Source organism: Vibrio sp. 10N.261.52.C11 (genome assembly GCF_041471405.1).
Lineage (GTDB): Bacteria > Pseudomonadota > Gammaproteobacteria > Enterobacterales > Vibrionaceae > Vibrio > Vibrio crassostreae_C.
Window position 1 is genome coordinate 101,889 of sequence record NZ_JBFROI010000014.1, and the last position, 22,041, is coordinate 123,929.

A 22,041-nucleotide genomic window follows, 5' to 3' on the forward strand; every position below is an offset into this window, starting at 1 on the left:
ATGAAAATAATAGAGACTATTTCCAACACTCGACTGCTTATCTTGATGACCGCACTGCTGATGGTGAGTGGTATTTCTGCGTTCATGACGTTGCCACGTGCAGAAGACCCAGTAATCATCAACCGTTACGCGAACATTACTACCAGTTTCCCCGGAGCCAGTGCCGAGCGTGTTGAAACCTTGGTAACAGAAGTTATCGAGAACAAGCTGCGCGAGCTGAGTGAAGTTAAACTCGTGAGCTCAACCTCAAGACCGGGCGTGTCTATTGTCACCTTAGAATTGAATGACACCATCACCGAGCCTGAGCCAGTTTGGTCCCAAGCTCGCGACAAGTTATCTGATATCGAATCCATTTTGCCTGCGGGTGCTCAATCGCCTGATCTCGATAGCGACCATACCTATGCTTTCACGACCATCGCATCTCTAACTTGGTCTGGTGCAGGCGAGCCTGATAGGTTAACGCTGGGCCGTTATGCCAAAGAGCTCGCCAAGCGACTAAGAACTTTGTCGGGTACTGAATTCGTTGATGAATACGGGATGCCGCAAGAAGAGATTCAAATCAGTTTACGTACGGCCGATGCCGCTGCTCTAGGGCGCTCAAGTGCCAATATTGCTGAGTCGCTCGAAGGGGCAGACGCCAAGAACTCCGCCGGCGAGTTAGTGAGTGCTTATTCTCGCTTTGGCTTAGAAATTAAATCTGAACTCGATTCTATTGAACGTATTAAGCAAGTGCCAATAGCCACTGATAGCAATGGTCACATCATCCGTATGGAAGACATTGCTTCTGTGAAACGTGGTGAGAAAACCCCACAAGACCAGATTGCCATTATTGATGGTGAGCCGGGTGTGATTGTCGCGGCAAGAATGCATCCTGATCTGCGAGTCGACAACTGGACGTCGCGAGCTAATGCTCTGATTGGTAAATTTGAGCAAGAGTTACCAAGTAACGTTAAGGTGACGGTGCTCTTTAATCAGCAAGGTTATACCGAAACTCGCTTAGACGATTTAGGCAAAAGCTTGATGATCGGTTTCGGTCTGATTTTGATTGTGTTGTTTGTCACTTTAGGCGTGCGTGCCGCGATCTTAGTCGCCATTTCTCTGCCGTTAACCTCATTATTGACCCTGTCGATCATGAAAATGACCGGTGTGCCGATTAACCAAATGTCGGTGACAGGCCTAATTGTGGCGCTCGGGATCATGGTTGATAACGCGGTGGTGATGGTCGATACCATTCAAGCTTATCGTTTGAAAGGACAACAGCGAGCTGAAGCGACCATGAATGCATTGAAGCATTTATGGGTGCCGTTATTAGGCTCAACCTTAACTACCGTGTTGGCGTTTGCCCCGATTATCTTGATGCCGGGAGCATCGGGTGAATTTGTCGGTGGTATTGCGATTACCGTTTCTTTCTCATTGATCGGCTCTTACATTATCTCGCACACCTTAATCGCAGGTTTAGCGACCAAGCTACTGCCGAAACAACTCAGTGATGTCGACAAGAAAGGGCAGCACCATTGGTACATGACGGGTTTGAGAATTCCTGCTTTGACGCGCTGGTTCTCATCTTCTGTTCGCTTTGGCGTCACGCATCCAATCATCACGATTGCTTTGGTGTTGTTGGTTCCGTTTACTGGTTACTGGAGTATGTCTCAGCTGACTGAGCAATTCTTCCCGCCATCAGACCGAGATATGTTTGAGATTCAGGTGTACATGCCGCCGCAAGCAAGCATTTATGCGACGAAGAATACCTCTGAGAAAATAGACGATATCATTCATCGTTACCTTGAAGTGGAGCGCATTGATTGGCTCGTGGGCGCTAACTTCCCATCCTTCTATTACAACCTGCAAGCAAGGCAAAATAATGCGCCATACTTCTCGCAAGCGATGGTGAAAACAGAGAACTTTGACCAAGCCAATGCGCTAATTCCACAGTTGCAAAAGGTGTTGGATGAAGAGGTGCCGGAAGCACAAATCTTGGTACGTAAGCTTAACCAAGGGCCTCCATTTACCGCGCCCGTTGAACTGCGTGTCTATGGTGAAAACCTCGATACGTTGAAAGCGATTGGTGAGGATGTGCGATTGATTTTGGCGGGTGTTCCTCATGTGACGCACACAAGGGAAACCCTGCAACCAGGTACTCCGAAGGTGTGGTTGAAGGTTGATGAAGACACCGCAAAGCTGAATGGTATTTCATTGAACCAGTTCGCAGGTATGCTGCAAACTACTCTGACAGGTCGTGAAAGTGGCTCTGTGATTGAAGGCAGTGAGTCGGTACCAATCCGTGTTCGTGTGGCAGATGAGGCGCGTGAAAACTTGGTTCACTTAAGCAATATTCGTCTGCCAATCAGTTCTGATGTCTACTCAACAGGGATCAATGTTTCGACGCTGGCAGAACTGGAATTGACGACCAGTCGCGGTGCGATTACTCGTCGTAACGGGCAGCGTGTGAATACCATCGAGGGTTACATTGAAGCGGGTGTCTTACCTCAAACCGTACTTAATGAATTCCAAAAACGCTTAGCAAGCTATGAGATGCCATCGGGTTACACCATTGGTTTTGGTGGCGAATCAGCGGAGCGAGACAATTCAGTCAACAGCCTCATCTCGAATGTCGCAGTCGTGGTGGTATTGATGGTGCTGGTGGTGGTGATGTCATTCAACTCGTTCCGAATGAGCAGCATCATCTTCATGGTAGCAGGGTTGGCTGGTGGCCTAGGGCTGTTGTCGGTGTGGATCTTCGGTTATCCGTTTGGCTTTACGGTGATCATCGCCATGCTCGGGATTGCGGGCTTAGCGATTAACGCTGCCATCGTGATTCTGACGGAATTGAAACTCGATGAACAAGCTTCATCAGGTAATGTGGATGCGGTGGTTGAGGCGGTGATGTCGTGTACTCGTCATATCAGCTCGACAACGATAACGACTGTTGGCGGCTTTATGCCACTGATCATTGCTGGTGGTGGTTTCTGGCCTCCGTTCGCGGTCGCGATTGTTGGCGGTACCGTATTAACCACGCTTATTTCGTTTTACTTTGTGCCGGTGGTTTATCATTTAATGACTAAAAATCAGCGAAAAACCATCGCTACTCAAGCGGCATAACTGTTTTTTAATTTAACTGCTTTTCAATTGCCCATAATCGAGCCGTATCTGGCTCGATTATGGTGTTGTTATTCTCGATAAATTCATCCCAATTCCTACCATTGTGTTGTTCTTTTCACCGCTATAACGTTCTCAATTAGTCAAATTATCCTTTCTGTTAGTCATAATATTCTTTCAATTCGTCACAGTAGTACATCGATGAATGCTTGGTTATCTTGCTGGTGAATGAGTGGGTATTTTGAATAATCTGACCAGTGAATACCTTGTAAATGGTATGTGAATTCACAATTTTGACGGGCGTCACACTTCTATTTATTCGCTCTTTCTAATGTACCTTGAACTTGCCCCGAGCTTTAGTGGTGAGTGAGTGTTTATCTACTTTTTCTAAATCCCTTGTCAGTACTGGCTCTATCCGTGTAGCACGCAATTGATGTGTGTCTTAATCGCTTACTGCTTCTTAGTTTTCGTCTTCATAAATGGAAGGTTAGTTTCCAAGTTTGTTTGGTGAGCTTTCAATTTCAACTCTTCATAATGCGCCAAATGTAACAATGTATTTCAAAGTGTAACAATTAAGTCATGTTTTCTGTGTGGTTTTAACCCAGCAGTAACGAACCTTATTGCATTGCTTTTTGAGATGCGGCGTTTCACATGCTCAACACATAAATATTCTAATGATCATGACAACCAGTACTCAGACGTTCGTTCTGAGGCTGGATAACCATCGAGAAAGTTAATGGAAGCTTCAAGATATAAACGCATTTTATCGAGAGCAAATCTGTCGAGGATTGGTTTGGTGGGAACCGTCCTGATGCTCGAAGGATGTAACTCCGCATTGCTCGACCCAAAAGGTAGCGTTGGCGTTCAGGAAAAGGAGCTGATTATTACTGCTCTGTTGCTGATGCTGATTGTCGTCATCCCCGTGATCCTGATGACCATCTACTTTGCTTATAGATACCGTGAAAGCAACACCACAGAAGAGTACGCACCTGACTGGGCGCACTCAACCAAGATTGAAATAGTGGTATGGACGATTCCAATCATCATTATTGCGATTCTGGCCACCATCACTTGGCGAACAACACACGAACTAGAGCCTTCCAAGCCTCTGGTGAGTGACGTTAAGCCGATGGTGATCGAAGTGGTCTCTCTGGACTGGAAGTGGCTGTTCATCTATCCGGAGCAAAACATTGCGACGGTTAACTATGTTGCGTTCCCGAAAGATGTACCGGTGACGTTTAAGCTAACTTCAGACAACATCATGAACGCGTTCTTTATCCCGCGTCTTGGTTCGCAGATCTACGCGATGCCGGGAATGGTGACCAAGTTGAATTTGATTGCAAACCACGAAGGTGACTTCAAAGGTTTTGCATCGAACTACAGTGGCAAAGGTTTCTCACAGATGAAATTCACTGCATCAGCCATGCCTGATCAAGTGGCATTTCTAAACTGGGTGGAAAAAGTGAAAGCAAGCCCTGATCGCATTGAAGATTGGGAGCAGTTCCGTTCATTGGCTGCGCCAAGTGTGGCTGAACCCGTCACTCTGTTCTCCAGTATCCCACCATTTTTATTCACCGATGTCGTGACCCAGCACCCTGGTTCAATGAACTGTTTGCCGGAAACCCAAGGATAATCGTCATGTTTGGAAGATTAACTCTAGACTCAATTCCCTACCACGAACCCATTATTTTGGTCACGTTAACCATGATCGCTTTAGTGGGCAGCTTAGTGGTGTATGCGGTAACAAAAGCCGGTAAGTGGCAATACCTTTGGAATGAATGGTTTACGTCTGTAGACCACAAAAAACTAGGCTTCATGTACATTGCGGTCGCGATGGTGATGTTAGTTCGTGGCTTTGCCGATGCGGTCATGATGCGCAGTCAGCAATTGCTTTCTGCAGCTGGTGAGACTGGCTATTTACCGCCACATCACTACGACCAAATCTTCACGGCTCACGGCGTGATCATGATTTTCTTCGTAGCGATGCCTCTGGTTATCGGTTTGATGAACATCATCGTGCCGTTGCAAATAGGTGCTCGTGATGTTGCATTCCCTTACTTGAATAACCTGAGCTTCTGGCTGTTTGTGGTGGGTATTATCCTAACCAATATGTCACTGGGCTTAGGTGAGTTTGGCCGTACGGGTTGGTTGGCGTATCCGCCGCTTTCCGGCATTGAGGCAAGCCCGGGTGTGGGTGTCGATTATTGGATATGGGCGCTGCAAATATCCGGTGTGGGTACTACGCTAACGGGTGTGAACTTCTTTGCGACCATTTTGCGCATGCGTACTCCGTCTATGCCAATGATGAAGATGCCAGTATTCACTTGGGCATCTCTGTGTGCCAACATCCTGATCATCATCTCTTTCCCAATCCTAACGGTAACCATCGCGCTTCTGACGTTGGATAGATACATCGGCACGCACTTCTTCACCAACGACCTTGGTGGCAACGTGATGATGTATGTGAATCTGATTTGGGCATGGGGACACCCTGAGGTGTACATCCTAATCTTGCCTATCTTCGGTGTGTTCTCTGAAGTGACTGCAACCTTCTCTCGCAAAAAACTGTTTGGTTATACCTCACTGGTATGGGCGACGGTGGCTATCACTATTTTAGCGTTTGTGGTTTGGCTGCATCACTTCTTTACCATGGGTTCAGGCGCCAATGTGAATGCCTTCTTTGGCATCGCAACCATGATTATCTCTATCCCGACCGGGGTTAAGATCTTCAACTGGCTGTTCACCATGTACAAAGGTCGTATCCGTTTCACAACACCTATGTTGTGGACAGTTGGCTTCCTTATCACCTTCACCGTTGGTGGTATGACGGGCGTGTTAATGGCAGTACCGGGTGCAGACTTCATTCTGCATAACTCAGTATTCCTGATTGCGCATTTCCACAACGTAATCATCGGTGGCGTAGTGTTCGGTTGTTTCGCTGCGATTGGTTACTGGTTCCCGAAAGCGACCGGTTTCACTTTGAACGAGCTTTGGGGCAAACGCGCGTTCTACTGCTGGATCATCGGCTTCTTGATGGCGTTCTTGCCGCTTTACGCTCTAGGTTTTATGGGCATGACGCGTCGTTTGAGCCAAGACATTAACCCTGAGTTCTTCCCACTATTGGCGGTTGCGGCTGCAGGTACGGGCGTGATTGCGATGGGTGTGGTGTGTCAGTTCGTTCAGATTTACGTGAGTGTTCGTGACCGCGACCAAAACCGAGATCTAACCGGTGACCCATGGGGTGGACGTACATTCGAATGGGCAACGTCTTCACCACCGCCGTTCTACAACTTTGCAAAACTGCCTAAGGGCGATGAACTAGATGCGTTCTGGTACCAAAAGCAAAGTGGCGAGTTTGACCCAACTCAGGAAGAAGAATACGAACGTATTCATATGCCAAAGAACACACCAACAGGTATTTATGTGTCTGCATGGGCGTTGGCATTTGGCTTCGCAATGATCTGGTACATCTGGTGGTTAGCAGCTGCAAGCCTAGTGGGCATCGTGGTGACGTGTATTCAACACAGCTACAACGACGATGTGGACTACTACGTGGAAGTTGAAGAGATCAAAGCGATTGAAGCGGCTCGACGTGCACAGCTTGAAGAAGCGAAGAAACAGTCAGTGAAAAGCGACAATTCTAGTCGTGGTAACAGCGCTGACGGTGACAGTGATAACAACGAAAATAAAGATGATTTGGAGACGACGTATGCAAGCTAATACTCCGTCACACACTTATGATCTTGCACACTCGCATGATCATCACCACGAAGCCGCGGGCAACAAGTTGTTTGGTTTCTGGGTTTACTTGATGAGTGACTGTGTCCTGTTTGCCACGCTTTTCGCGACTTATGCCGTGCTTGAGAGTGGCTCAATCGCTGGGCCGACAGGTAAAGACATCTTTGAACTGCCGTTCGTGTTTGTCGAAACCATGATGCTGCTGTTCAGTAGTATCACCTTCGGCTTTGGCATGATTGCGATGAAGCGCAAAGACGTTCTAGGACTCAAGCGATGGATCAAAGTTACTTTCGTATTGGGCTTAGCCTTTATCTGTATGGAAGTGTATGAGTTCCACCACTTGATTGCAGAAGGCTATGGTCCTCAAGAGAGTGCGTTCCTTTCTGCGTTCTTTACCTTGGTTGGTACACACGGTTTGCACGTAACGTTCGGTCTTATCTGGATGGCGGTGGCGTATCACCAGCTTTCAACCAAAGGCTTGAACGACAACATGTCGATGCGTTTCCAGTGCTTGAGCTTGTTCTGGCACTTCCTTGATATCGTTTGGATTTGTGTATTTACCATCGTGTACTTAATGGGGGTGATGTAATGGAACAGCATCTAGATAGCGGTGCAACGGATTACGTGAAAGGCTTTATTGCGTCACTGATTCTGACCATTATTCCGTTCTACATTGTGTGGGAACATGCGCTGCCAAGCACTGAAACTTACGTGATCTTGTTCGGTTGCGCGCTGGTGCAAATCTTTGTGCATTTTAAGTACTTCTTGCACATGGAAGCGAAATCTTCCGATGGGCGCTGGAACTTGGTATCACTGATGTTTACCGCCATTGTTGTATTGATCCTTATCGCTGGCTCGGTGTGGATCATCTACAACATGAACGTCAACATGAAGTTGTAGGCTCGGGTATGCTGAAAAGTTATTTGTCTATTACCAAACCGGGCATCATTTTCGGCAACCTGATTTCTGTTGCGGCGGGGTTCTTCCTCGCCGCAAAAACAGAACCAGCCAGTGCGATGTTGTTACTGACGACGTTAGCGGGTGTAGGGCTTGTGATTGCATCAGGTTGTGTGGTGAATAACATCTTTGACCGAGATATCGACCAGAAAATGAAACGTACCCAGAACCGCGAATTGGTTCAGGGCAACATCAACATAGACGTCGCATTTATTTATGCGTTAGTCATGTTGTTGGCTGGCACGGCGTTGCTGTTTCAATTCGTTAATCCGATGTCTGCGGTGGTGGTGTTGCTTGGCTATGTGTTTTACGTCTTTTTCTACACCATGTGGTACAAGCGTAATTCGGTTTACGGCACCTTAGTTGGCAGTATCTCTGGCGCAGTTCCGCCATTAGTTGGTTACCTTGGTGTGACGAATTACTTGAGCTTAGAAGCCGTTCTGCTGTTCATCATGTTCTGCTTATGGCAGATGCCACACTCATATGCGATTGCGATGTTCCGCATTCAAGACTACCGCGATGCAGGTATACCTGTGTTACCGGTGAAAGAGGGCGTCGACAAAGCACATCAACACATGAAAGCGTATGTGGTGGCGTTTGGAGCAGTTGCTCTGGGGTTATTTTTACTCGGAGAGGCGGGTTATGAATACCTAGCGGTATCGGCAGCGGTTTGCTTTATGTGGACCAAAGTGACGTTCCGTAAGGTTGATTGCCTTAACTACATCCAATGGTCAAAGACAGTGTTTAAAGTTTCTTTGCTGGTGGTCATGAGCATCAGTGGTGTGCTAGGACTGGAGTTGATTCCGTTGCCTGCAATTTTTTGATTTAAGTTTGTCGTTGAACTCTCAATGTTTGAAGTCCGAGGGTTTGACGACTTTTTATTGTTTGTTTTTGTCATCTGTCTTATTTTTCTTTGTTGCTCCCCCCTTTAACTATTCAGCCTTGAATTACTTAGATTTTAGCTATTACCCTTCAAAAATATCATTAAACCAAGCTTCCAATTGATCACGTTTATCTTGGGGGCCGTTGATGACGATTAAACGTTGCAAGCTTGCTTGATCCCAAGAAATGGTTCCTGTTGCTAGCGCATCGAACACGTCTAACTCTGTGATCAGAAGTAAATCTTCCTCGGTTGGTAATGTATCTCTTCCTGAAACTTTGACACCTTTAGCAAAGCTGATTTCGCTGTAGTGGCCTTTGATTGCTTCAAATAGATTGAACTCAATTTTGTTTGGATGTGCTTTGCCAAGTGCTGCTTGTATCGCAAAAAGGCGGAAATGATCAGGCTTATTTAAATTGCCAAATTCGTCATCTTGTCTTGCATTGATTATGTTGCCAAAGACTTCGAGAGAGCCCGGTTCAGTGATCAAGCTAAGTCCAGTATCTTGATGCAGGCCGCAAGCAAAAACCAAAGATGAACTGAGTGAAAGTAGCAGAGCGAAACGTTTTAGCATCTAGAAACCTTGAGTCGAACGTATATATTTCACATCACGCCATCAGTAAAGTTGATGTGAGCGGAGGAGTTTGAATTATATAATAAGCAAAAGATAAAGGGACCGCGAAGGGTCCCTATGTTTATCCGTTTGCTATCCTAGCGAGCCCTTAACTAACGTGTGTCAGTTAACGAACGATAAGCATCAGCTCTTCAGGGGAAAGAGGCTTATCGAAGTAGCTCATGAATAGACCAAAGGCTTGAATGTCGCCATTCGAGAACTTAAACGCACCAGACTGCATGTTGGTACCAATCACTTGTTGAGCGTTTGGACCAGCCATCAAGATTTGGTTCAATACTTGACGAGAAGTGTTGATTTGAACATCAGCGCCTTCTAGTGCCGTTTCATGAAGCTGAGCAATACCGTTACGCACTTCGATAGTGAATGACTCGTTGGTATCAGAGAAGTTGTAAGTTAGCGCAGTCACGTTTGTTCTCTAGTTCAGCCGCCGCGTTGAGCGCCCAGTTACGCCAGTTGATGTTCACTTGGTCTGCAGCCCATGCTTTGTAAGCTTGTGCTTTCAGTAAGCGTGCTTCCATGTCATCTTTATTTACCGTGATTGGGTAAGAAAGAATCTCTGCTGCAAAGGTGTAGTTCTCAGCTTTCATCGCTGCTTTTGCTGTGTCGATGATGTTGTCACGACCGCCCATGATCTCTACGAATGCTTTAGCGCGTTGCTCGTAAGCCATTGGCTCTAGCTGCCATGGATCCGCTTCGAAGAAACCGTTGTAACCTACGTAAATCTGACGCACGGCGTGTGCAACAGTACCGTAGTGTTCACCTAACCAAGGGTGTTCTGCAAGGTGCTTAGGAAGTTTAACTACTTCAACTAGCTCGTCTGGCGTCATACCTTTGTTCATGTAACGGATAGTTTGATCATGAGTGTATTGAATCGCATCACGGTAAGCCGTTAGTACGTCAGCTACTGCTTCTTTACCTTCAACAGGACGACCGTGAGAGTTAATCATGATCTCAGTGTCGAACTTACGCATTACGTCGATGCCCTTGAACCACATTGATGGGTCACGGAATTTAGTACCACGGATGGTGTGAAGGTTAGGGAAGTTCTCACCTTGAAGTACTTCAGCCGCGTGCAGGATTTTCTGGTCTGGGAAGTAAACCACTAACTCATCTTTAGTTTCAGATGGCACGTTCTCGATGTGCATTTTCACGCCAGAAATTTCGATTTCGATGTGGCTTTGGCTTGGTACAAGCAGGTTTGGTTCGATGAACGAGATAGCACCTTGCATGAAGCGTGGACCAAGGCCGTCGTTTACTGTGCCGTGCTCGCCTTCTTCTACGTGCTTAGCACCTGTGTAAGAAGTACGGTGACCAAATAGAGTACCTAGGTTTGAAGACCAGTTAGCCACTGCAGCGGTTAGGCCTTCTTCAGCGATGATTTTTACTTCACCTGATGCCACTTCTTCGTCAGTCACCCACGCACGCACACCAGAGATGTGGTCGATGTGGTTGTGAGAATAAATGATTGCTTTAACCGGCTTGTCGGTGATTTGACGGAATTGCTCTTTAACCGATTGAGCCATTTCTACCGACTCGCCTGGATCAACAATGATGATGCCGTCCGTACCTTCAATCATGACGGGTGTATCTAGACCGAAACCGTAACCAAGATATACGTTGTCATCTACTTTGATGATTGCTTGGTCCATTTTACGACCATGCTTGGTGAGGATTGGGTGAACATGGTCAGACTCAGCAGTGTAAGCTAGAGAATCGCCTGTTTTAGAAACAACTTGAATACGTTCGCCTTTTCCCCAGAACATGTTTGATTTGTGTTCGAATAGAACCTCGCTCTTGTAGCGAGCATCAAGATCAATGTTTTGGTATTGCGCAGCATTTGCCGTCTGAAGTTCTTGGCCGACTTTCGATGTCGCTTCGACAATCGGTGTTGCAGATGCAAAACCAGAAGCAAGTAGAGTGCTCGCAATAGCAACAGGAAGCGCCATTTTTTTGAATGTATTAGTCATGGTAGTGACCTTATATTTGGATACAGGAATTGGATTTCTTGAGCCAAATGATAGAGGTGGGGTAGGTCGCTATCTACGCGCTAATAATATTTCAATCTATCGTTTTTTCGATGATTTGTTTGATAAACGATTGTATTGGCGATTAATTTTGATCTAAATCAATTAGTAAATGAGCTTGCAACAGATACAAAAATGCCCTGAAACTCAGGGCATTTGTTTTACAATTAGTCGCTAGTTCATGAGTGGCTGTGATACGAGTGAATAACAGCCAAATCATTGAATATTTAATTGCTTATCAAGAGCTAATCGTTTACCAAGAGCTTAATCGTTTACCAAGCACCTAGGTATGACTTGTAAGATTGTAGGCGAACTGTTGCTGCGCCGATTACATCAATGAAGCCCCAGAACGGATGTGGTTTCTCTGCCGAGATCCAAGCCGCGCCAGTTGAACCAATAGGGATGTTGTAACCTTCTGGTTCGATGATCTCAAGTACGATAGTACGACCTAAACCATTACCGTTTCTGACCACGTGTTGACCGACGCTTTGTGGCCCCTGAAGTGGAGAAATACTCGACTCTCCCGTACCTGCGTTGAAACTGTGTACTTTTGCTCTGAACACGTGCCCTGGGTATGCATCAACGAAGAACTCTGCAAAATCGCCTACTTGAACATATCCGTAAGTTTGGTCTGAAATACGCATCTCAAGGAACTTTTTGCTGGTGTTGTAAAGGTGCATGTTCCCCATTACAGACCCCTCAGCAATATTCACTATCGATACCTGACCGTCAAATTCAGCTCTAATCGTTTTCTTCTCTTGCGCCCAATTTACTTTTTGTAGATCGGCTTTTAACGACACAAGTTGAGCGTGCAGCACTCGAAGGTCTGAGTCGTACTTTTCTACGTCACGCAGATTGAAAATTTCAGGTGAAGTTTCAGCGCGCTCTAAGTCGCGAGTCATTTGCTTAATCTGTTCTTCTTTCTGAACAATTGAAGATTCGATCTTTGCTTTGTCTGCGGCTGAGTCAATGTCGACGAGTGTGTAAATTACGTCGCCTTCTTTAACCATTTGGTTGTGTTCAACAAGCACTTGGTCGATCTGCTGGCCAAAGATCGGTGACATCACCGCGTGTGGTGCTTTCACTGTGGTTGAGTTGGTTAGATCAACGGGTGCCCACAAGCGAGAGATAACCGCTAATACCGCAAGAATCGTTACGCCGCCAATGGCAGCCCATGTGTAGTTCTTGAAGTTCTTCTTAAGTGCGCCTGTCGCAAACAGTGACCATACAATTAGGATGTATGGAATCATCATCTCTTTCATTATGCGACCTCTTTTTCTGTAGCGGATGGTGTTGTTGGAGTCTTTTCTTCTGAAGCCTGTTCTTTTGAAGATTGCTCTACTGAAGACGGCTCTGTTACCGGTTGTTCAGGTGATACGTGGACTGCGGCTGTCTCTGTATTGGTCGCGTCTTGTTTAGGCTGAACACCACGGCGAATAACATCACTCAGTGATTGACCAATATGCTTCCAGTTCGCCAACGCGATAACTAATGCAATAACCCAGAATGTTTTGCTAATGAATAGACCACAAAGTGACAGTGCAAACACGATTTGTACGTGAGCGCTTTTGTGCTCTTTTGCTTTATGCACACCCAGTTCATGCAACTGCCACATGCCGTAAACACCGGCTAAAACCACAGCAATGGTCACTGAGAACAAGTAACCAGAGAAGGACTCCATCTGGAAGAAGTTCATCATCATTTCATTGGGATGATTGTTGAATTGAGACATGTCGATGTCTTTAGAATGGATTGTGCCTAATGGTGCAAGAGCCCATGCTCCCGCAAACATCACTGCCATAAACAGGCAGAATTTAATCAAGACCATCACAACGGCCCAGATTTTCTGGAAAACGATTTTTATAAAGTTCATATCTCAACCTAAATAAGGAGAGAGAAAGTGCAGCCTTGGTACAAGACTTTTAGAAGACATCTGAAAGAGGTGTTGAACTCACGTAACCGTATAGACCTACTGAGTCAAAAGTACTAGATGACAATTAAAAATCGCTTTGACCACGTAGACAACGCATTCTCGCGAATAGAGTGTTAAAAACACCTGGCGAAATCATTCTTAAGTAACGTCTACCATTGATAGGTTCGTTTGCTGCATTGGGTTTTAAGGCCGTCTTCCGTGATGTGTGCAACACCATCATCTACACATTTTTAGGTTTTCTGTTTAGGTTAAGAATTGATTTGTTGGCGAAATAATAGGAAGTGTAACTGGTGCTATCTACGCATTATTGCGATATTGAATTATCGTAATTACGATGAATTGAGTGGTTGCTTAAACGTGAGGTGGGTTTATTTGGACAGGCTCAAACTCGGCTTATAAAATATGTCTATTTAATTAGCCTGGATCATAGAAGTGGCTATAAAAGTATCAATAAGGCAGGACGGAAATATTGAATACTCCGACCAGTCTAGGGTGAGTTTGGGTGGATTAAGCGTTACTGGCACAGCGAAGAGATTTAGATTCCAATCTGGCGAATGTGGCAGCTATTCGAAAGAGTGAGTTGTTCTGACATTTTTGCTCTTTACCATATGATGCTTCCTTCTCAGTTTTGTTTTCTCAATGAGCATCCGTTGTTTCATTCTATCGCTTTTACGATAAGATAATTAAATCTATCGCCAAATGAGCACTGAATCATGAGTAATGACATTCCGAATTTTAACTTATTGGCTGTGTTTTCAGCGGTGATGGAGCAGGGCAGTTTGAGTAAGGCTGCCGATCATTTGAATACCAATCAATCGACGATCAGCACTGCGCTCGGCCGACTGAAAAATGAAATTGGCCAAGAGTTGTTTGTGCGCAGTGGGCGAGGGGTTGTGCCTACTGCTTACTCGCAAAGCTTGTATGAGCAAATCAAAGCGCCAATACACGAGCTCAACGGCGTGTTTCAAGGTATGGCTGGGTTTGATGAAGCGAGTACAGAGCGCAGGTTTGTGGCTTCGGTTCCCGAACATTTAAAGTGGATGTTGCTCGATCGATTTTCTCAGTTATCTAACCAAGGCTTATCTCTTGAGGTGTATGACCAACCAGATAGTGATGATCAAGTCCATGAGGATCTATTAACTCAGAAGTTTGATTTGATGATCGACATTGTGTTGCCTGAGCATTCAAGCATGATGAGCGAAAAGCTCTACGATAGTGAGTTTGTGATTGTTTGCCGAAATGGGCACCCTAGGATCAAAGGTGAGATCACCGAGGCGCAATATCTCAGTGAGCAACATGCGGTTTTAGCCAGAACACGTCGCCAAGTAAGAAGTTTGACTCACTACACTTCGTTAGACTTATCCTCGCGTAAAATTGTAATTCACGGCAGCTCTATGGCCAGTAACCTAATGCTGTGTAGCCAGACTGATTACATCACTGTTGTACCGCTTTCTATGGCGAACCAGTATCAGGAACGTCTTGGGTTACAGTTGTTCAAACCGCCTTTCGATTATCAGCCTATCTCTCATTACCTCATTTGGTTGAAAAAACAGAACACCGATCCGGCACATAAGTGGTTGAGAGAGCAGATCATCAATACGACTAATGACATGTCTAAATCACTAAACAGTTGGCGCTCCGCTTTCTGATCGTCGCCCTATCTTTTGTTTGCCAAATATCTTCTTAACAAATCACTTGTATTAAGTGAGTTATAATAAAAAATTATCACAATGAGAATTTATGATAATTTCATTTATTTGCTGTCAGCTCGTATATTAACCCTAACAAAGAAGTGGGTAACCTCCACTCACGATTATATCGGCTCAGGTTGCTGGGCTAAAAAGGGCGAAATATGAAATTCCTACACACAATGATCCGAGTTACTGATTTAGACAAGTCTATCGAGTTCTACACCAAGGTATTGGGAATGAAGGAACTTGAACGCCACGAAAACAAAGAGTACCGCTACACATTGGTTTTTGTTGGCTATGAGCAAGGCGGCACGACTATCGAGCTAACGTACAACTGGGATACGAATGAGTACGAGATGGGCAGCGCGTTTGGTCATCTGGCATTGGGTGTAGAAGATATTTACGCAGCATGTGACAAAATCAAATCGCTAGGTGGCAACGTCACTCGCGAAGCGGGTCCAGTGAAAGGCGGCTCAACTCATATCGCTTTTATTACTGACCCAGACGGCTACCAAATCGAACTGATTCAACTAGGTTAATCGAGGATATAACAATGACAAACGCACTATTTCAACCAATTCAACTTGGTAATATCGAGCTTAAAAACCGTATTGTTATGCCACCGATGACGCGTTCTCGCGCAACGCAACCTGGTAATTCAGCAAACGATATGATGGCGGCTTACTACGCTCAGCGTGCTTCTGCAGGTTTGATTATTGCTGAAGGCACACAAATTTCACCTATGGGTCAAGGCTATGCTTGGACTCCGGGTATCTATTCTGATGAGCAGATCGCTGGTTGGAAAAAAGTGACTGATGCCGTACATGAAAAAGAGGGCGTTATCTTCGCTCAACTTTGGCATGTAGGCCGTGTAACACACCCAGACAACATTGGTGGTGAACAGCCAATCTCGTCTTCTGCACTTAAAGCACAAAACGTAAAGGTATTCATCGATAACGGTACTGATGAACCGGGCTTTGTTGATGTGGTTGAACCTCGTGAAATGACGAAACAAGACATCAAAGAGGTGGTTGAACAGTATCGCCAAGCGGCTTTGAATGCGGTTGAAGCAGGCTTTGATGGTATCGAACTTCACGCAGCGAATGGTTACTTAATCAACCAATTCATCGATTCTGAAGCAAACAACCGCACTGACGAATACGGTGGTTCAATTGAAAACCGTTTACGTTTCCTAGGCGAAGTGGTTGAAGCTATGGTTGAAGCGATTGGTGCTGACCGTGTTGGTGTACGCCTTGCTCCGTTCACATCGTTGAATGGTACGGTTGACGCTACACCAGTAGAGACTTACACAGCGGCGGCAGCACTACTTAACCTATACAAAATTGTTTACCTACACATTGCAGAAGTTGATTGGGACGATGCACCTGAAACGCCAAAAGCATTTAAAGCAGCAGTTCGTGAAGCCTACGAGGGTGTCCTTATTTATGCGGGTAAATACGATAGCGAGCGTGGCGAAAAAGCCGTTGCTGAAGGCGTAACTGACATGGTTGGTTTTGGTCGTCCATTCGTTGCGAACCCAGATTTACCAGCTCGTATTCAAAATGGTTACCCACTTGCAGCGCACGATCCAAACACATTGTTCGGTGGTGCTGAAAAAGGTTTAACGGATTACCCAGAATACGCAGGCTAAAAACAGCTGCCTGAAGCAGAGTATTGAGATAGTATCTCGATCCTGTTGAATGTTTATAAAAAGCAACCTTGCAGAGTCGGGTTGCTTTTTTTGTTATTGGACTAAGTAAAATGATGAACGTGAAAGCGATGCGCGGAGAGCTTTACCTTCTATTTGCCACCCTGCTAGCTGGGGTGGGATGGATTGCATCTAAGCTGGTGGTATTAGAAATGCCTGGGCCAGTGTTCATTGGTGTGCGATTCCTCGTCGCGAGTCTTATTCTTCTGCCATTTTGTATTCACCATATTCGTAAGCTTTCGTTTAAGCAGATTCTGTCTCTTTGCGGCGTGGGTTTGTTGTTGTCTGCCTCATTGCAGGTATGGGTGTTTGCAGTTTCGGTGACTGAAAGCTTGTCGGAAGGGGCATTCATCATGAGCTTAGCCATGATCATTGCACCGTTTGTGTCTTGGATTTTGTTTCGAGTTAAGCCTAATCGCGCGTTTTGGATGTCTTTCCCGATCGCGATTATTGGCATGCTGTTGCTGACTTTGGGTAACGGCTGGCATGTTGAGCAGAGTCAGATTTATTTCTTACTAGCATCGATTTTGTTGTCTGTTCACTTTGTGATGAACAAGCGTGTGATTACCAATATCAAGCCTATCGCATCAATCTGTGTGCAACTGTTTGTGGTGGGTGTGAGTGGTTTAGCCTTTGCTTCTATGACAGCTCAGCCGGAGTTCGAAATCACCAAAACCTTAGTCTTCTGGTTTATTGTCTCTGCGGTGATCGCAACGTCTATTCGTTACTTGCTACAAACGGTCGGTCAGCACTCCGTGAACATGGAAGTGGCGGCATTGATCATGATTCTTGAGCCTGTGTGGACGCTGCTGTTAAGTGTGAGTGTGCTTGGCGAAAGTGTAGAGATGCAGAAGCTGCTCGGTGGGGCGGTGATCATTGCTTCACTATTTTGCTATATCAAATGGTCGAGACGAAAATAAAACACTCGGCGCAAGGCCGAGTGTGGGTTGTTTTTCAATACACGTTCAGAGTGTAATAATTTCTAAGCACTAAGCTTGCTAAGCAGTGAACGCGGTAAGATCAGATTGCCGCGACTACTTTCTGAAGTAGCTTGAGCATTTGTTGTTGCTCTTCAGCATCTAACTCGTTCATCAACTCTTTGTTTAAACGAACGGGGATAGGAACGAGTTGTTCTTCAAGTGCTTTTCTGAGCCTTATCAGGCGAGTGTTGAACAAGACTTGTCGAGTGCAGAGCAAGGGTTAAATTCTGCGAATAAGACGTGCAAAGGGTGTCACCGTACTTATCGTTCTCGCTGGTAACTATTCTAACAACGAGCTTTAAATACAGGTGGTAAAGTCGAACCCTTACCACCATAGTCCTATCGCACAGCCTTCTTTTCTTTATGCCATCAATTCGAATGCACTAGGGGCGGGAAAGGACGTGAATGAATTAGTCGCGAATAGTGACTTTTGTAATCACAATATCTTCGCAAGGCACATCTTCGTGTCCCCAGCGAATGGTTGTTGGTGCTTTCGCAATTTTGTTTACCACATCCATACCTGCTGAAACCTTACCGAATACCGCGTAACCCCAGCCAGCATTGGTTGTTGAGGTGTGATCTAGGAAATCGTTGTCATCAAGGTTGATGAAGAACTGCGCCGTTGCAGAATGTGGTGCATCAGTCCGAGCCATTGCCACAGAACCAATCACATTCTTCAAACCACGGTTTGCTTCGTTGACGATTGGGGCGCGAGTTGGTTTTTCTGTCATGTCGATAGTGTGACCACCACCTTGAATCATGAAACCTTCAATAACACGGTGAAATGTCGTGCCTTCGTAGAAACCGTCTTGGCAGTATTTAAGGAAGTTTTTCGACGTTACTGGCGCTTTTTCAAGGTTCAGTTCAATCTCGATATCGCCAAAGTTGGTGGTGAAAGTAATCATAGGGTTACCTAAAGTTGAAGTTTTACTGAGTCGTAATGACGAAAGTGGGTTGCAGTATAGGGAAAATAACAGCGGATACCAGTGATGGTTTTATTGTGGTTGAATTCTCATCAACCACCAAAATCACGCCTGATATTGTTTAAGGAACATCTCGACACTTGAAGTAATGATCACTTGTTTGTGCGCAGCATCCGGTGACGGCACATGACCAATGATTTGCGGCCAAAACGCAAAAGACTTAAGCAGACCAATGAACTGCGTGGAGGCGAATTGTGGGTCTAGTTCTACTAAACGACCGTCTGCCAACGCGGCTTTAATCCAGGTTGTAAGTCCACTTTCTGCTTGGGAATATTTTTCCATCGCTTGATGCACCAGTTCGGCGTTATGGAAATACTCTGAGAACAACACGCGTGACAGGTCGATGAAGCCTTCAGACTCAAGTAACTCAAGTTCTTGATTGGCTATCGACGAAAGCTGTTCTTCAAGTGGCAGTTCTGCTTGATAAGGGAAATGCGTTGCGGCCAGAGTTTTGCTCCAAATGCTGTCTAGAATCTCATCTAAAAGCAGTTCTTTGCTGGCAAAGTGATTGTATACGGTGCGCTTTGATACTTCTGCGCGACTCGATATTTTATCCATGCTGGTGGCCTTGTAGCCATGCTCAGTAAACTCTGCGATAGCAGCGGCAACGATCGATTCACGTTTTCTTTGGCTCAGCGTTTTTTTTACAGTCATCGGGATACTACTCAATATGTCGCGGTTAGCATTACATACGCTAATTTTACACCAGTAAGTTTACTTTTAGAACACCAATCCGCGTATTGGTAATTCGGTCGAGAGCAACTGAATCGCTTTGCAATGCACGGTGGGTATCATAGAATCGAAAGTGTATTCGAATTTTATTGATATCAACGGAAGAGAATAAACAATCAATGAGTAGTATTTTAGAGTGTATTCGTACAGTTGGACGAGGAGAAAGAGGGCGTAAGCCTTTATCGTTCGAACAAGCCTACCGCATCATGGATGAGTATTTAAGCGGAGAAGTCGGTGACGACCAAATGGCTATGCTACTGATGTTGATTCGTGTGCAGAATGAAACCAATGAAGAGATCGCTGGCTTTGTAAAAGCGTTTCAATCTCGAGTGCCAGATTTAGGCGCTGATATTGATTGGCCGTGTTATGCAGGTAAGCGTAACGATAACGCCAGTGGCAAGCCTTGGAACTTGTTGGCGGCAAAAATCTTAGCTGACAATGGCTATAAAGTGTTAATGCATGGCTATATGGATAAGCCGAGCGGTAGGACGCACGTTGAAAGCCATTTGCAAGATGTCGGTGTGCAAAGTGCTGAGAGCCCTGAACATGCTAAGTCGATTCTTGAACAAGACGGCATTGCTTATTTACCGCTAGCTAACTTTGCGCCCGAAGCACAAACCATGATTGGTTGGAAACACCGCTACGGTTTGAGAACACCAATTAACACGGTAGTTCGAGCATTGAATCCTGGTGGTGGCCGTTTAGGTCTGCGTGGCAGTTTCCATCCTGGCTTTCCACAACTTCATGCGGAAGTTGAGCATGTTATCGGAAATAAATCCCACTCGGTGATTTCATTCAAAGGGATGAACGGTGAGTCGGAATATAATCCTAAAGTTAGCCAAACGGTATGGATGAGCTCTCCTGACAAAGTCGAATCGTTCTACTGGGAAGAGATGATGAACCTAGAGCTGCCACTTCCTAGTCAATGTGTACTTGGCACATCGGCTGAAGATATGGCGCTAATGGCGAATACCGTTGTCGACAGCATGACAGCCATTCTCTTTGCAGAAACGCACGATAAAACTGAGGCATACCAGAAAGCGGTGCGCCTGTGGCATGAGTATTGTGCGCGTTAGATGGTGGTTTGTAATCAATGAGAGAAGGTCAGCGAGCGCTGGCCTTTTTATACTTGATTTCTAGCAAGGGCTTTTCGTGAACGCCCAAACAATAAAGCTACTTCACTCGCATCAAGCGATGCATTTTGTCTTCGAACTGAATCTCAATCACCTGTGAGATTTTCATCTTATCAACACGATCAAGCATTCTCGCTTGGTAATCACGTTTTTTCATCCACTCTAGCGGTTCTTTAAAGCCATCTTCATTAATCACAAACGACTGATCGGTAATAGAGTCTTCAAAGATATGAACCACCCAAATGCGTGATTGGAAATCCAATAACTCACTAAAGTAGCTTTTTAACTTAGATAAGGAATTCGTTAGATACGTTTTAGGTGGGGTTTGGGAAGACATAGTAAACCGTATTTGGACAATGAAAATCGGCAAGGGCGCCGTCTGATCATTATAGCCTTTACCCGTTAGGCTTGTCAGGTCGAATTCGGCAGCCATTCACGGCTATTGCGCTTGCTAATGCTACTATGGCTGCCAGTTAGAGATTAACCAAATCAGTGTCGGATTCACTATTTAACGAATAGGCCGAAGTCGATCTCTTGTTCTCTTTGATATTTCACCAGCTTCACTTTTAGGTCGTGTTTTGCTGCTAAATCAATGGCTAAGCATGACATGCGTTTTATCTCATCAACGCAGCTTGATATCAGCGGTTTTTCTTGATTATCGATAGTGGCGATGAGTGTGTTTTCTGTGCCGTCGTTACCTGCGTAAATATACGCGTACATGTTGTTGTCGTGTTGCATGAACTTCCTAAAACGGGATTTCTAATTATTAGTGAGGTGAAGATTACAGGGTTTATTTACGCAGGCTAGCTCGGCTAAGTAAGGTTAAGCAAGGGAAAGTAAGGCTTTGTAAGGGCTCTTTTTTTTCTTTTTTCTGGCGTTCGAAAACGTGCTCAACCCTTTGTTTGTCTCACTTTTTTGTCTTGTTAGGTTTTGCCTATCAATAAAATTGTTGAAATCCATTTAGTAAAATCAAGATTTTAGACAACAATTAACTTAACAAGATAGAAAATATATGACGCAAAGTATTTAGGGAGAACGCAATGCATTCTATTAAAGTGAAAGATTACATGACGCAGCAGGTTGTGACATTTACTCCTGATATGCCGTTAAGTCTAGCGTTAGACAAAGTGATGCGTAGCCACCATATGGGTGGGCCCGTAATCGATGATAACGAACAAGTGATTGGCTTCCTTTCAGAGCAGGATTTACTCGAGAAACTTGTGAAGGTCAGTTACTTCTGCCAAGACACACACCTTGTGGGTGACTGTATGTACCAAGAAGTGCTGTCGGTGTCACCTGACTTATCCATTATTGAATTGGCGGACATGATGCAGGTTGGAAAACCTAAAGCATACCCTGTGATCGATAATCGAAAACTGGTGGGTATTATCACCAGAACTGATGTTTTGAGAGCAATTGGCAAGAACTTGGAAGAATGCTTCAAACATCAGGTATAGTAGCGTGTTAAGAACGATTATTTTTCTCAATACTCTCAATTGAAAAAAGGCGCACTAGCGCCTTTTTTCTGTATAGCGCTTTTCTTGGTCGATCC

Annotated in this window: 19 protein-coding genes and 3 pseudogenes; 13 read left to right on the top strand and 9 right to left on the bottom strand. The window is 45.2% G+C overall.

Annotation, left to right across the window (positions count from 1 at the left end; translation table 11 throughout):
* The 6 genes from AB4323_RS05835 (at position 1) to cyoE (ending at position 8,615) form a co-directional block, all read left to right on the top strand.
* On the top strand, positions 1 to 3,099 hold the full coding sequence (locus tag AB4323_RS05835) for an efflux RND transporter permease subunit (protein WP_372151907.1): 3,099 nt from the start codon (positions 1 to 3) through the stop codon (positions 3,097 to 3,099).
* A 733-nt stretch (positions 3,100 to 3,832) separates the two neighbouring features.
* Positions 3,833 to 4,729 (top strand): ubiquinol oxidase subunit II, encoded by an 897-nt coding sequence (gene cyoA, locus AB4323_RS05840; protein ID WP_080572717.1) that lies wholly within the window; start codon positions 3,833 to 3,835, stop codon positions 4,727 to 4,729.
* Between the two features lie 5 nt (positions 4,730 to 4,734).
* On the top strand, positions 4,735 to 6,816 hold the full coding sequence (gene cyoB / locus AB4323_RS05845; protein WP_372151909.1) for a cytochrome o ubiquinol oxidase subunit I: 2,082 nt from the start codon (positions 4,735 to 4,737) through the stop codon (positions 6,814 to 6,816).
* The gene (gene cyoC / locus AB4323_RS05850; RefSeq protein ID WP_016786087.1) at positions 6,806 to 7,423 is read left to right on the top strand and encodes a cytochrome o ubiquinol oxidase subunit III; all 618 of its coding nucleotides are present in this window, start codon (positions 6,806 to 6,808) and stop codon (positions 7,421 to 7,423) included. The genes cyoB and cyoC overlap by 11 nt, the downstream gene beginning before the upstream one ends.
* A complete protein-coding gene (cyoD, locus tag AB4323_RS05855) occupies positions 7,423 to 7,734 on the top strand; it encodes a cytochrome o ubiquinol oxidase subunit IV (RefSeq protein ID WP_114633190.1) in 312 nt (103 codons plus the stop codon). The genes cyoC and cyoD overlap by 1 nt, the downstream gene beginning before the upstream one ends.
* 8 nt (positions 7,735 to 7,742) lie before the next feature.
* Complete coding sequence (gene cyoE / locus AB4323_RS05860; protein WP_372151910.1) at positions 7,743 to 8,615, top strand: heme o synthase; 873 nt, start codon at positions 7,743 to 7,745, stop codon at positions 8,613 to 8,615.
* A gap of 141 nt (positions 8,616 to 8,756) precedes the next feature.
* Here the strand turns inward: cyoE and AB4323_RS05865 are convergent, their stop codons facing one another.
* The 4 genes and pseudogenes from AB4323_RS05865 to AB4323_RS05880 all read right to left on the bottom strand — a co-directional run bounded on the left by AB4323_RS05865 (position 8,757) and on the right by AB4323_RS05880 (position 13,202).
* Positions 8,757 to 9,245, bottom strand: a complete 489-nt coding sequence (locus AB4323_RS05865; protein ID WP_372151912.1) for a hypothetical protein — start codon at positions 9,243 to 9,245, stop codon at positions 8,757 to 8,759.
* 166 nt (positions 9,246 to 9,411) lie between these two features.
* Positions 9,412 to 11,272 (bottom strand): annotated as a pseudogene (locus tag AB4323_RS05870) (alkyl sulfatase dimerization domain-containing protein).
* A gap of 329 nt (positions 11,273 to 11,601) precedes the next feature.
* Entirely contained in the window at positions 11,602 to 12,591 is a 990-nt protein-coding gene (locus AB4323_RS05875; protein ID WP_372106181.1) for an efflux RND transporter periplasmic adaptor subunit, read from the bottom strand.
* Positions 12,591 to 13,202: a hypothetical protein gene (locus AB4323_RS05880; protein WP_017065282.1), complete on the bottom strand. Its 612-nt coding sequence runs from the start codon at positions 13,200 to 13,202 to the stop codon at positions 12,591 to 12,593. Before AB4323_RS05880 ends, AB4323_RS05875 begins: the two co-directional genes overlap by 1 nt.
* A 773-nt stretch (positions 13,203 to 13,975) precedes the next feature.
* Between AB4323_RS05880 and AB4323_RS05885 the strand changes: the two genes are divergently transcribed.
* The 4 genes from AB4323_RS05885 (at position 13,976) to AB4323_RS05900 (ending at position 17,581) form a co-directional block, all read left to right on the top strand.
* Entirely contained in the window at positions 13,976 to 14,911 is a 936-nt protein-coding gene (locus tag AB4323_RS05885; protein WP_017068098.1) for a LysR family transcriptional regulator, read from the top strand.
* A 203-nt stretch (positions 14,912 to 15,114) separates the two neighbouring features.
* Positions 15,115 to 15,492, top strand: a complete 378-nt coding sequence (gene gloA / locus AB4323_RS05890; RefSeq protein ID WP_017066787.1) for a lactoylglutathione lyase — start codon at positions 15,115 to 15,117, stop codon at positions 15,490 to 15,492.
* A gap of 14 nt (positions 15,493 to 15,506) precedes the next feature.
* Positions 15,507 to 16,604, top strand: coding sequence for an alkene reductase (locus AB4323_RS05895; RefSeq protein WP_017065285.1), 1,098 nt, complete (start codon positions 15,507 to 15,509; stop codon positions 16,602 to 16,604).
* 110 nt (positions 16,605 to 16,714) lie between these two features.
* Positions 16,715 to 17,581 (top strand): DMT family transporter, encoded by an 867-nt coding sequence (locus AB4323_RS05900; RefSeq protein ID WP_372058572.1) that lies wholly within the window; start codon positions 16,715 to 16,717, stop codon positions 17,579 to 17,581.
* A gap of 100 nt (positions 17,582 to 17,681) precedes the next feature.
* Here AB4323_RS05900 and AB4323_RS05905 read toward each other — a convergent pair.
* Positions 17,682 to 17,807 (bottom strand): annotated as a pseudogene (locus tag AB4323_RS05905) (MarR family transcriptional regulator); the annotation flags it as partial.
* Between AB4323_RS05905 and AB4323_RS05910 the strand changes: the two are divergent.
* Positions 17,805 to 17,921 (top strand): annotated as a pseudogene (locus tag AB4323_RS05910) (cytochrome c); the annotation flags it as partial. The pseudogenes AB4323_RS05905 and AB4323_RS05910 sit on opposite strands and share 3 nt — an antisense overlap.
* 130 nt (positions 17,922 to 18,051) lie before the next feature.
* On the opposite strand, the gene AB4323_RS05915 reads toward AB4323_RS05910, so the two are convergent.
* Both AB4323_RS05915 and AB4323_RS05920 read right to left on the bottom strand, forming a co-directional pair.
* Positions 18,052 to 18,546: a peptidylprolyl isomerase gene (locus tag AB4323_RS05915; RefSeq protein ID WP_017060208.1), complete on the bottom strand. Its 495-nt coding sequence runs from the start codon at positions 18,544 to 18,546 to the stop codon at positions 18,052 to 18,054.
* Positions 18,547 to 18,669: 123 nt separating this feature from the next.
* Positions 18,670 to 19,278, bottom strand: a complete 609-nt coding sequence (locus tag AB4323_RS05920) for a TetR/AcrR family transcriptional regulator (RefSeq protein WP_372151913.1) — start codon at positions 19,276 to 19,278, stop codon at positions 18,670 to 18,672.
* 167 nt (positions 19,279 to 19,445) lie between these two features.
* Between AB4323_RS05920 and AB4323_RS05925 the strand changes: the two genes are divergently transcribed.
* On the top strand, positions 19,446 to 20,432 hold the full coding sequence (locus tag AB4323_RS05925) for a glycosyl transferase family protein (protein ID WP_081324522.1): 987 nt from the start codon (positions 19,446 to 19,448) through the stop codon (positions 20,430 to 20,432).
* A gap of 97 nt (positions 20,433 to 20,529) precedes the next feature.
* On the opposite strand, the gene AB4323_RS05930 is transcribed toward AB4323_RS05925, so the two are convergent.
* Together AB4323_RS05930 and AB4323_RS05935 are read right to left on the bottom strand one after the other, a co-directional pair.
* Positions 20,530 to 20,826, bottom strand: a complete 297-nt coding sequence (locus tag AB4323_RS05930; protein ID WP_029235295.1) for a hypothetical protein — start codon at positions 20,824 to 20,826, stop codon at positions 20,530 to 20,532.
* 167 nt (positions 20,827 to 20,993) lie between these two features.
* Positions 20,994 to 21,227 (bottom strand): hypothetical protein, encoded by a 234-nt coding sequence (locus AB4323_RS05935; RefSeq protein WP_017060212.1) that lies wholly within the window; start codon positions 21,225 to 21,227, stop codon positions 20,994 to 20,996.
* A gap of 302 nt (positions 21,228 to 21,529) precedes the next feature.
* On the opposite strand from AB4323_RS05935, the gene AB4323_RS05940 reads away from it, so the two are divergent.
* Positions 21,530 to 21,946 (top strand): CBS domain-containing protein, encoded by a 417-nt coding sequence (locus AB4323_RS05940; protein ID WP_017060213.1) that lies wholly within the window; start codon positions 21,530 to 21,532, stop codon positions 21,944 to 21,946.
* The last annotated feature ends 95 nt before the right edge of the window (positions 21,947 to 22,041 follow it).

Excerpts from the sequence above, each read along its gene's own strand:
- AB4323_RS05835 (WP_372151907.1), top strand. The coding sequence starts at position 1 with ATGAAAATAATAGAGACTATTTCCAACACTCGACTGCTTATCTTGATG.
- cyoA (WP_080572717.1), top strand. The coding sequence starts at position 3,833 with ATGGAAGCTTCAAGATATAAACGCATTTTATCGAGAGCAAATCTGTCG.
- cyoB (WP_372151909.1), top strand. The coding sequence starts at position 4,735 with ATGTTTGGAAGATTAACTCTAGACTCAATTCCCTACCACGAACCCATT.
- cyoC (WP_016786087.1), top strand. The coding sequence starts at position 6,806 with ATGCAAGCTAATACTCCGTCACACACTTATGATCTTGCACACTCGCAT.
- cyoD (WP_114633190.1), top strand. The coding sequence starts at position 7,423 with ATGGAACAGCATCTAGATAGCGGTGCAACGGATTACGTGAAAGGCTTT.
- cyoE (WP_372151910.1), top strand. The coding sequence starts at position 7,743 with ATGCTGAAAAGTTATTTGTCTATTACCAAACCGGGCATCATTTTCGGC.
- AB4323_RS05865 (WP_372151912.1), bottom strand. The coding sequence starts at position 9,245 with ATGCTAAAACGTTTCGCTCTGCTACTTTCACTCAGTTCATCTTTGGTT.
- AB4323_RS05875 (WP_372106181.1), bottom strand. The coding sequence starts at position 12,591 with ATGAAAGAGATGATGATTCCATACATCCTAATTGTATGGTCACTGTTT.
- AB4323_RS05880 (WP_017065282.1), bottom strand. The coding sequence starts at position 13,202 with ATGAACTTTATAAAAATCGTTTTCCAGAAAATCTGGGCCGTTGTGATG.
- AB4323_RS05885 (WP_017068098.1), top strand. The coding sequence starts at position 13,976 with ATGAGTAATGACATTCCGAATTTTAACTTATTGGCTGTGTTTTCAGCG.
- gloA (WP_017066787.1), top strand. The coding sequence starts at position 15,115 with ATGAAATTCCTACACACAATGATCCGAGTTACTGATTTAGACAAGTCT.
- AB4323_RS05895 (WP_017065285.1), top strand. The coding sequence starts at position 15,507 with ATGACAAACGCACTATTTCAACCAATTCAACTTGGTAATATCGAGCTT.
- AB4323_RS05900 (WP_372058572.1), top strand. The coding sequence starts at position 16,715 with ATGATGAACGTGAAAGCGATGCGCGGAGAGCTTTACCTTCTATTTGCC.
- AB4323_RS05915 (WP_017060208.1), bottom strand. The coding sequence starts at position 18,546 with ATGATTACTTTCACCACCAACTTTGGCGATATCGAGATTGAACTGAAC.
- AB4323_RS05920 (WP_372151913.1), bottom strand. The coding sequence starts at position 19,278 with ATGACTGTAAAAAAAACGCTGAGCCAAAGAAAACGTGAATCGATCGTT.
- AB4323_RS05930 (WP_029235295.1), bottom strand. The coding sequence starts at position 20,826 with ATGTCTTCCCAAACCCCACCTAAAACGTATCTAACGAATTCCTTATCT.
- AB4323_RS05935 (WP_017060212.1), bottom strand. The coding sequence starts at position 21,227 with ATGCAACACGACAACAACATGTACGCGTATATTTACGCAGGTAACGAC.
- AB4323_RS05940 (WP_017060213.1), top strand. The coding sequence starts at position 21,530 with ATGCATTCTATTAAAGTGAAAGATTACATGACGCAGCAGGTTGTGACA.